This is a genomic window from Wolbachia endosymbiont of Protocalliphora sialia, assembly GCF_053891855.1.
This window is the reverse complement of record NZ_JAIUJX010000022.1, coordinates 1-9,648: the sequence shown is the minus strand read 5'-3', so window position 1 is coordinate 9,648 and position 9,648 is coordinate 1. Positions and strand designations below refer to the sequence as shown.

At 32.8% G+C, this 9,648-nt stretch carries 7 protein-coding genes and 1 pseudogene; 2 read left to right on the top strand and 6 right to left on the bottom strand.

What is annotated here, in order from left to right; translation table 11 throughout:
- A partial coding sequence (locus LB100_RS05710) for an Rpn family recombination-promoting nuclease/putative transposase (protein WP_456201685.1) occupies positions 1–504 on the top strand: 504 nt, incomplete at its 5' end.
- A gap of 172 nt (positions 505–676) precedes the next feature.
- Here LB100_RS05710 and LB100_RS05705 read toward each other — a convergent pair.
- From LB100_RS05705 to LB100_RS05685, 5 genes are all read right to left on the bottom strand, one after another.
- Positions 677–820, bottom strand: coding sequence for a hypothetical protein (locus LB100_RS05705; protein ID WP_456201684.1), 144 nt, complete (start codon positions 818–820; stop codon positions 677–679).
- Between the two features lie 20 nt (positions 821–840).
- Entirely contained in the window at positions 841–1,386 is a 546-nt protein-coding gene (locus LB100_RS05700; protein WP_456201683.1) for a latrotoxin-related protein, read from the bottom strand.
- Positions 1,387–1,490: 104 nt separating this feature from the next.
- The gene (locus LB100_RS05695) at positions 1,491–2,471 is read right to left on the bottom strand and encodes an IS481 family transposase (RefSeq protein ID WP_264336561.1); all 981 of its coding nucleotides are present in this window, start codon (positions 2,469–2,471) and stop codon (positions 1,491–1,493) included.
- A gap of 109 nt (positions 2,472–2,580) precedes the next feature.
- Positions 2,581–2,727 (bottom strand): hypothetical protein, encoded by a 147-nt coding sequence (locus LB100_RS05690; RefSeq protein ID WP_264336560.1) that lies wholly within the window; start codon positions 2,725–2,727, stop codon positions 2,581–2,583.
- Between the two features lie 80 nt (positions 2,728–2,807).
- Positions 2,808–4,553 (bottom strand): ankyrin repeat domain-containing protein, encoded by a 1,746-nt coding sequence (locus LB100_RS05685; protein ID WP_456201682.1) that lies wholly within the window; start codon positions 4,551–4,553, stop codon positions 2,808–2,810.
- Between the two features lie 949 nt (positions 4,554–5,502).
- Between LB100_RS05685 and LB100_RS05680 the strand changes: the two genes are divergently transcribed.
- Positions 5,503–8,418, top strand: a complete 2,916-nt coding sequence (locus tag LB100_RS05680; RefSeq protein ID WP_456201681.1) for an ankyrin repeat domain-containing protein — start codon at positions 5,503–5,505, stop codon at positions 8,416–8,418.
- 471 nt (positions 8,419–8,889) lie between these two features.
- Here LB100_RS05680 and LB100_RS05675 read toward each other — a convergent pair.
- Positions 8,890–9,621: pseudogene (locus LB100_RS05675) on the bottom strand (zinc ribbon domain-containing protein); the annotation flags it as partial.
- Positions 9,622–9,648 lie beyond the last annotated feature (27 nt).

Below are 9,648 nucleotides of genomic sequence, written 5' to 3'. Positions count from 1 at the left end.
TATATATCTAGCCATACCATAAGAGATGAAAAAACTAACGAGCATGACTTAAAAGATTTTCAATTTATCTTCATTGAGCTGCCAAAGTTTCCTAAGAGCAGGGAAGAGCAGCTAGAAAATGTAGTAGATCGTTGGCTATTTTTCTTCAAATATGCAGAAGAAACTACGGATGAAGATTTAAGAAAAATAGCAGAAAAGTCACCAATAATAAAGCTAGCATATGATGAGTTAGATAAGTTTCATTGGAATGAGAAGGATCTAGTGGCTTATGAAGAAAGGGTAATGGATTTACAAAAAGAAGCTGCTATCTTGGAACAAAAACTCGATGATGCTACTCACAAAGGTAGACAAGAAGGCATCCAAATCGGCGAAGAAAAAGGTAAAATTGAAGGTAAAATTGAAGTTGCAAAAAATTTACTTAAAGCTGGTATCCCCATTGATGTTATTTCCCAGACAACTGGCCTCTCTCATTCTGAAATTTCACAACTCAAAGAAAAAACATAATATTCCTACTTATTCACTCCAACATTTATCAAAACCTTTCCTGAGTCGAACATACCCCCAATTAAGAGTCTAATGAACTGTCTAAAATAGCTATAAAGATTCCACATAGAATTATATAAATTAATATCATAACGTTACCCAAACTTCTATATCAAAGCTACGTGCCGTAAGTTCAATATGGAAAACACATTAACAACTTAGCATTATTACCTGTAACATCTACTTCATCCATTTTAGTATTAAGACCATCAAACTTGCTACTGGTTCCCCTAATTATTTTTGCTACCCTCACTTGAAATTTTTCACTACTTGGCATATTATCCCTTACGTTATAACCTACCTATTAAGATTACCTCCGAGCTTGGTTACTCCTATTTCAGAAAGACAAGTTGATGCTTTTGAATGGCTGTGAACTGAAGCATTACTTAAATAACTTTGAGGCTCTAAACTCATTTGCTTTGCACCATTAACTTCTAATCTACCATCTACGTTGTGCTCTATTGATTGATTTAGCAGTCCCTTATTAAGTTGAGCTATAAACTTGTCAAATTTCTTCGGACTTAATTTACCAGCTTCTCTACTAGGACATGCCTTCTCTATATATGAGCTTAAAACCCCTGAAATCTCATTAAATTTACCACTCATGACTTTTCTAGTAATCTCTTTTTGCATTCCCATATAATCAATATTTAATCGATGCATTGATACACCACTTTTTAATCCAGCTTGCTCTACTACTTTCTCAAATCCCTTTGTAATATTGAGTGTATATTCCTGTGCCTCTAGTGGAGATATAGACTGATCTATTGTAGAAATATACTTCTGACCTGTAACTTTTCTAATTAATAAATCAAGTAACATTATTGTACCATTTACATCCATCGGTGCATCAACTTGTGAGATTGAATTTGTAGTATTTGATGTGTGTGATTCATAGAGGTTATTGCAACTAATTTGTCAGATCAAGTCTGAACTTGAAATACCTGTTAAGAGGTTTTATATTTTTGAAGTGACTTTAACTCTTGGTTATGTTTGTAATTTTGCATGACAAATGTTTCTTTTGATGAGATATAATTTTTTTGTATTTCACTTAGACAAGGAATTGTTTTTTCCAGTTCTTTATATTTTTCCCAAGGAGTCTTTCCCTGAAGAGAGCTATGAGGACGTTGTTTATTATAATATTCTTCCCAATCCCTAAGCTTGACTTGCAATTCATAATCCTTAATGTTAACGCTACTATAAAATTCATCTAAATCTGTACGCTGCGCTCTTTCTACTTTACCATTTAAATGTGGGGAAAACGGCTTAATTGGACGGAATTTTATTTTCCATTCTTTTAGACACTCTTGCACTTCGTAAGCAAAAAATTCTTGTCCTCTATCGGTCTGAATCCTTTGACAATGAAATGGAGCCCTTTCCCTTAATTGTTTTAGGAAATCCAGAGTATTTTTTGAAGTACGCCTTGAGTATAATGCGATAACTTTATAACGCGTACAATCATCTATAGCAGTATATTGATAAAGCCCCGAAGATATTTTGCAAACATCCATTTGTACACGCTCTCCTGGCACTTTGCAGTTATAACGCTTAATCTGCTTGCGATAGTGGCGCTTAATACGTAAAAGACTTACATCGTGTTTCTTCAAAACTTTGTGTATAGTAGCCAATGCAAAAGAGATATCATGTAAACGCTTTAATTCAGCTTGAATACGTCTTGCTCCTAATTTTCTAGCTTTTCTCAGATGAAGAATGAGCTGTTCATTTGACTTGTTGATTTTTTGTAAGGGTAAAGTTTTAGGCCTGCTACTAAGGTTTGACAATCCCTGTTCACCTAGCTTTTCATAACGTTTGTACCATTTTCGTAAGGTAAAGCGTGAAATGTTATAGTGTTGACATACTTTGCCTGCATGACCTAATTTTTTGTATAATTCTATCCAATTCAGACGCAACTTAACTTTGGTATCCATTTACTGATTGCCTCTTGTTGATGAATTTATTCATATTATTGTAATAAGGTATTTAAACTATCACAAGTCAAAGTTTTTATTTTATCTTACATTTTTGCTGCAATAACCTCTATGAATCACACATGATTTTATTGTCAATATTTCCAGTACTACTATTAAACGAGTTTGTAATGTTTCTTATTTGTTCGGTCAGTAATGGATTTTGGTATAATAACCCTAACTTTGGTTTTAGTATTTTTGTTTGTATCGTACTCATATCTAACACTCCTTTCTTTTTTTATTTTATAACTTACTTTTTTAAAGTATCAGATCAAGTCTTGTTTAATACATATCATGCTACTCCATAAAACTCATATGCGTTGCATCATAACTATTATCGTCAAATAAATTAGATTCAGATGAATAAATATTATCATCAGATTGTGAGACAGGTTCATCAGTGTTAAAACCAAATAACCATGAGAAGAATCCACTGAAAAATGATCCTATTAAAGAAAAAGGCTTCATAACTATGCTAAATAAATTGGCAAAAAAAGAGCTCGTCTGTTCTTCTGTTTGTGTTTCTTGTCCTGCATTAATAGCTCCCTGTTGTGCTTGTAGTGTTTTGCTTTCTAAGCTTACAATTTTATCAGCTCCTTGATTTGTAGTTTCTGATCCTGATTCTTTTAATAGAGTTTTTATTTTTTCATTAAAAGCATCTACTATCTCTTTATGATCTTTTTCAGCAGCTAAACGTAAAGGCGTTTTTCCATGAACATCTTTTGCATTAACATTAATCCCTTTTACTTCTAGTAGAGCATCTACTATCTCTTTATGACCATTTTCAACAGCTAAATGTAAAGGCGTTTTTTCACGAACACCTTGTGCATTAACATTAATCCCTTTTACTTCTAGTAGAGCATCTACTATTTCTTTATGACCATTTTCAACAGCTAAATGTAAAGGAATATTGCCATAGCCATCTTTTGCATTAACGTCCGCTTTTTTTTCTAATAGGATCTTTACTATCTCTTTATGATCTTTTTCAGTAGCTAAATGTAAAGGCGTTTTTTCACGAACACCTTGTGCATTAACATTAATCCCTTTTACTTCTAGTAGAGCATCTACTATCTCTTTATAACCATTTTGAATAGCCAAACTTAAAGAATTATAACCATAACTTTCTGGTCTATCAATGCGATACATAACTTGCTGTTTGTTAACATCAATATTCGGTACCTTTAATAGTTCTTTGACTATACTAATCTTGTTCTCCTTAACAGCAAGATATAGAGGGAATCCACCATCACTAAAAGAGCGATCTAATTTATTAACATCGATACCTGGTAGCTTGATAAGTCCTTTAACAATATTTGAGTAGCCTAATTTTATAGCCCAACTTAAAATATCACCGGCAGAGTCTGTAACATCAATCTTGTTATTTAATAGAGCTTTAATTAAAATTTCAACTGCATCTAATTTATCGTATGAGTAAATTTTAAGAGGACAATTTAGTGGAGTACAGTGAAAATTATTTTTTATATTAAGATCAAAACCTGGTGACCCTACAAGCTGTTCTATCACCTTTGAACAGCCACTAATAACGGCTAAATGTAAAGGAGTATTTCCATCAACATCTTTTGCATTAACATTAATCCCTTTTACTTCTAGTAGAGCATCTACTATCTCTTTATGATCTTTTTCAGCAGCTAAATGTAGAGAAGTATTTCCTTTATCATCTACTGCATTAACACTTGCTCCTTCACTTATTAGACGGGTTACTTCATCAGTACTACCTATTTTAGCAGCCTTAAGTAATTCATTTGTGTTTTGCAATAGAGCTTTTGTTTCTTCATTAGTGGCTAAACCGAAAGGAGTCTTTCCATCAACATCTTTTGCATTAACATTTATCCCTTTGTCCAATAGGATCTTTACTATCTCTTTATGATCTTTTTCAGCAGCTAAATGTAAAGGAGTCTTTCCTTTATCATCTACTGCATTAACACTTGCTCCTTCACTTATTAGACGGGTTACTTCATCAGTACTACCTATTTTAGCAGCCTTAAGTAATTCATCATTTATATTTCTGCTTAAATCGCTCATCCTACACCCCTTCAAAATTATATTCTTATAGCAAAGTTATTAATAATCGGAAAATTATGGATGAAATTCTCTAGGTTATATCGTCACGCAATAACTTATAGCTCTTCTTAAGAATTGACCTTGACAAGAAAAAGTAGCGGAAAAGTTAGGAATATTTTCATAAAATGGGAGGTATGAATCAGAAGAATTTTATTCTAGTTAAAGTAGAAAACTACCATAAATTTCTCTTTGTACTTTCAAATAAACTATCATTAGCTTAATAATATACATCACTAATAACTTAAATATTGCAGCCATTTTTAACAACCAAAATTAGCCAGTGAGAGAAGAGTTTGTTTTGGGATGTCATGGTCTACCATGTGTACCGTACGAACTTTTTTATACGGTAATTTTATTATACGCTAAAACTAACCACATTAGCCCATTTCACCCACATCTACATACGAACTATTTTGCCTAACTTTATTGCAAAGATTTCAAACTTCTATTTTTATAACCTTATTTTTAAGCTGCTTGTTCTCACAAAGATACGCCCTTTTTTGAAGGAGTAAACAATTGAATTTTTTATAACACTAACTAGCATGGTACTTTCACTAAAATATGTTTTGAAAAAGTTAGTTGACCTGTAAATAGTTCTCTACTAATATTGGCATGTATTTGTTTATTCTGCTGAAGTTGCTCTATACAGGTTTGCTGTAAAAACTTCAGCAGTTTCCGTACTCCTTTAAAGCATCATATTCCTATATATTCAATATAGCTGGTGTTCTCAATTTTGTTGATCTATAGTAAAATTGGCTAAAACTTCCAGTAATAAACAACTTTTAACCTAGCAGTACTCACCATAAAAACTTAACAAAAATATGAGTAGTAAAAAGATTATGTTGAAATTAGCTTGACACATACTACACATTCTATATAATATATCCTATATCTAGAGCTAGCAGGTAATATGGGTACAGGGCCAGTAAAATATATTGCAGAACCTATCAGTGAACAAAGCAAACACACTGATGAGCAAAAACTGAAGTGTGACCTAAGTGCTGGACAAGAGTGTTCAGAAATAGGTAGCCCAAAAACAGAAGCAACTGAATTACCAGTAGATAGTTATTATGAATTCATTAAGCGAGATTTATTTTGGGCTGATAGAAGTTTGATAGATGATAAAAAATACTTAGAGGATTTAATAGATGAGTGGCTTATTCATGCACCTAACTTAAAACTGGAAGAGAGTCAAAAAAAGTTAAATCAAAAATTACTCAATAGTATTATAAAAGATTTTAATATGGGGAATTATGACTCATTTTCAAATCTTAAGCAGTTTTTAGAAAGTAACGAGAAAAATAAAGACCTGAAGTACGTTCTTAATCTAAAAAGAGGACATCTAGGAACAACAGTATTGAATGTGTTTGTCGCACACGATGAAGCCATTCATTCTCTTCTCAAAGCTGGTGCTGATTTAAATATGCAGGATAATAAAGGTAAAACACTTTTGCATGATACTGCTATTTATTCCAGTGAGTATGAAGGTCTAAAGTATCTCTTAGATGCAAAAACTGATCCAAATATACAAGATAAAAAAGGTAATACACCTTTACACTATTATGCTGCTAATTGTAATGATTATAGCAGAAAGGTTATGGATTTACTCATAAGCAAAGGAGCTGATTTAAACATAAAAAATAACAATGGAAAAACCCCACTGCAAATTGCAATTGATAGCAACAATATTATGGAGTGTTTTTTAACTGACAACCAAAAAAAGTTAAGAGACCAACTACGTAAAATGGTTAAAGCTACAGATTCTGATGAAGATTGGGATAATCCTTATGGTCCAGGTGTTGAAGATCTGAAAAAATTTTTAGATAAACATAAAAATAACCAAGATGTAAAGATAGTTTTAAATGTTAAGGGTGATGGTTCAATTTGGCCGTTTTGTCAATTTCCTGATGTAAAAGCTTTACTCTTAAAAGCAGGAGCAACTGACTTTGTAGGTAATAAGCAAGATAATTGTGAAAAATGTGATAGTCTCTTGTCAGAGATGTATCAAACAAATCAACTTGCTAAGCTAAATAAGTTTTTGAGTAAGGTAGTAAAAGCTAAAAGCATGATTGAACTACAGGAAGTTGTAAATGAGATTATAGCTTCTGGAATGAGATTAAATTTTGCTAAAGACAAAGATTATTACTTTGCAGATCACGTACTAGAAAAAATTGCTAAGTTAGAAGGAAGCTATGGAATTGCCAGTGATATAGTATGTGCATTAATATCGAGAGGAGCAAAGTTAAAAAACTCAGATAGTTTAAAAGTCATTGATACAATAGAACGAGAGTTTAAAGATCATAAAGCTAATGTAATCAAGGCTCATGTAGAGTACATTAATTATGCTGAAGAATTTTTTAGAGTTGCAAGGGATGCTACCAGTGGTCAACTGTGTGATGGAAAAATCGATAACAGTGTATCTTACTTAGAATACTCAGAGGATAGTATAGTAGATGTTGCAAAAATCACAGATAGAACAAGGAATTTAGGAATACCTCAAGGAGAAAAAGGATATGGAAGGAGTGTAATAAAAATTGGCAAAAGTGAGGTAGAAATTATAACCCAAGATGGCATAAGGAATTACACAGATCTTACAGAAGGCAGCGATATAGTATTAACTTTCTATACCAGTTTGGGAAATATAGACGTTAGACTGTATCCTGACGTACAAGATAAAAGCAAAATTATAGTAGAAGTGAGTAATAGAGAGGAAGTATTGGAAAAATTCAAAGGTCATGAAGAAGAATTAGGCGAGGATTGTGCACTTGGTGATTATGATGTCTACTATGCTATTGAACAGGGATATTTTGAAAGGTCTGGAAAATTAATGCATCCTGAAGTAATAAGCGAGTCTAACAACAAATGGACAGAACGTGAAGAGTTAAGAAGGGATTCTATGGAGGAAATTGCTAGAAGGCATAAGTTATTACAAGATTTACGCAATATTGAGTCTAATATTGTAAAAAAGGAGAAGAATTTTGACGTAAAAACTTACCTGATAGATATCTTTAAAATTTTATCTAGGTTCTATGAAGAAAAAGGGGATATTTCTAAAACAGACTTAGCTAAAGCAGCAGAAAAGGAAAGTAAAAAATTGGGGTTAGAAGGTAAATACAACTGGAGTAAGATTTTTAGTTTAGAGGAAGAAATTATTGAAAAGGCAGAAAAACAAGGTGATAAAGAGCAAAAATCAAACATACCTGATGACTTCTATTTAGGGCACGCAATCAATAATGGAAGCTGTTTTTTTGATTCATTCAGGCAAAGTCTGGAACAACAGAAGGGAATCAAAGTTACTGTAGAGCAGTTAAGGAATGAGTGTAAGAGATTTGCGCAAGACAATCCTCCAGAGTGGTTTATAAGTAAAATTGGCAATGACTTTGATGAGGTTGAAGGTGAGTTCGTAAATCGTGGAATTACGTGTAACCAATATATCAATAGCATTGGAAAGAATGAATTTTGGGGACGTTCCGATATCGAGGGCAGAATACTTTGTGATAAGTATGGTGTGAAATTGCATGTTGCAGAAAGTAACCCATTGCACACTATTGATAAGCAACAAGATCCGTTCTTGCATCAGTTAATAGATAGCTCAGGATCAAAAGCAGGTAAGATAGATTATAGTCACAATAGTGTCTTACATATGGTAAATGGAGGCCATGATCATTTTCAACCCCTACTTTATAGAAATAAGGCCTTGGCAAAACAAACGCAAGAACAAAAAGATTCCTTATGCTATTCAAGCTTGCCAAGCTGTAGTATGGATGAGTTAAAGATAGAAAAAGCATCTCATCAACAGAAGGCACTGCTTGTAAGTAGACCATAGCTTTGTATATGATTTGTTACACAGCAATGATGGGAGAAGTTTATTTAGTAAGTTGAAAAAGAAACTATTTTATTTAAAAAGTTTACTTAATGTTTATGGATTTTCAAGTACACTCTCAGATTCAAAAGGGGCTATAGATTGCTCGACATGTACTATTTCCTGGAGTTGTGTGCTGAAGTTTAGAGTATTGCCTTTTTTGATGTTTAAAGAATTTTCCTCTAAATCTACTATTAAAATATGCAGCTAAAATTGGATACATCTTCTACCATTGTTGCACCTAATATGCTAAAATCTTCATCACTTATATTGATTTTCTACATAATTGATTTTGTAACATTTATTTGCTCTTCTATATCAATTTCAACATCTTTTTGTGTGGCCCTTTGTAGTAGCTCCTTTTGCAATAACCTTTTTTAATTTTCTGGCACATACTTTTTTCGATGTTTTTTCATATTGTTGTTTTTATAAACGTTACGATGCTGAGCCGTAAAATTTCTTCAATTGCTCACCCCAAAGCATCGGTATTTCCCTTAATTCAGCTAACCTCAAATCTCTTGGCTGCCTCCCATTTACTATGTCTTCTTTAATCTTTGGTGCTAAATAATTCAGCCTCAAAATTTGCTGTATACGTCTTGTACCTATATTAATTTTGGCACTCAGCTCTTTCACACTTCCATATTTTCCTGCCTCCAGTTGACGTTTCCACGAATGAGCTCTTACCACTGCTTTCAGTAGCACATTATTTGTTTTACCTTCTGGCTCTACTATCCTGCATTTATTTCCTTTCTTCTTTATTGGTACAAATTCTACCTTACCCTCTAAACGCACTTCTATTCCATCTTCTTTTACCATCACTCCCTTTATTAACTTTTTCACTACTTCTTTCTGCTTTCCAAAACTCCACTCTTCCGCTTTTTCTTCCCATTTTTCATATAAATCTTCTGCTCTCTTCATTACTTCTTTTTCTACTTCTCCTGCTATTACATTTCGGCTTCCTGATTCACAACCCTTTCCCCTTAAATGATTGTTGCATACGTAATATCGATATCTCTTATTCTCTTTTTTTGAGTATGTCAGCGTCATATTTACATCACAGCTCTTACATTTAATTATTCCCTTTAGTAGCGCTTCCTCATATTTTACTCCTCGATACGGTTGATTACTTATCAATTCTTGTGCTTTTTTCCACTTTTCCTCTATAATGCACCCATTTGTCTAGACCATTTTTTT

What these genes read in the sequence shown, in the direction of transcription:
- LB100_RS05705 (WP_456201684.1), bottom strand. Translation starts at nt 820, where the DNA reads ATGCCAAGTAGTGAAAAATTTCAAGTGAGGGTAGCAAAAATAATTAGG.
- LB100_RS05700 (WP_456201683.1), bottom strand. Translation starts at nt 1,386, where the DNA reads ATGGATGTAAATGGTACAATAATGTTACTTGATTTATTAATTAGAAAA.
- LB100_RS05695 (WP_264336561.1), bottom strand. Translation starts at nt 2,471, where the DNA reads ATGGATACCAAAGTTAAGTTGCGTCTGAATTGGATAGAATTATACAAA.
- LB100_RS05690 (WP_264336560.1), bottom strand. Translation starts at nt 2,727, where the DNA reads ATGAGTACGATACAAACAAAAATACTAAAACCAAAGTTAGGGTTATTA.
- LB100_RS05685 (WP_456201682.1), bottom strand. Translation starts at nt 4,553, where the DNA reads ATGAGCGATTTAAGCAGAAATATAAATGATGAATTACTTAAGGCTGCT.
- LB100_RS05680 (WP_456201681.1), top strand. Translation starts at nt 5,503, where the DNA reads ATGGGTACAGGGCCAGTAAAATATATTGCAGAACCTATCAGTGAACAA.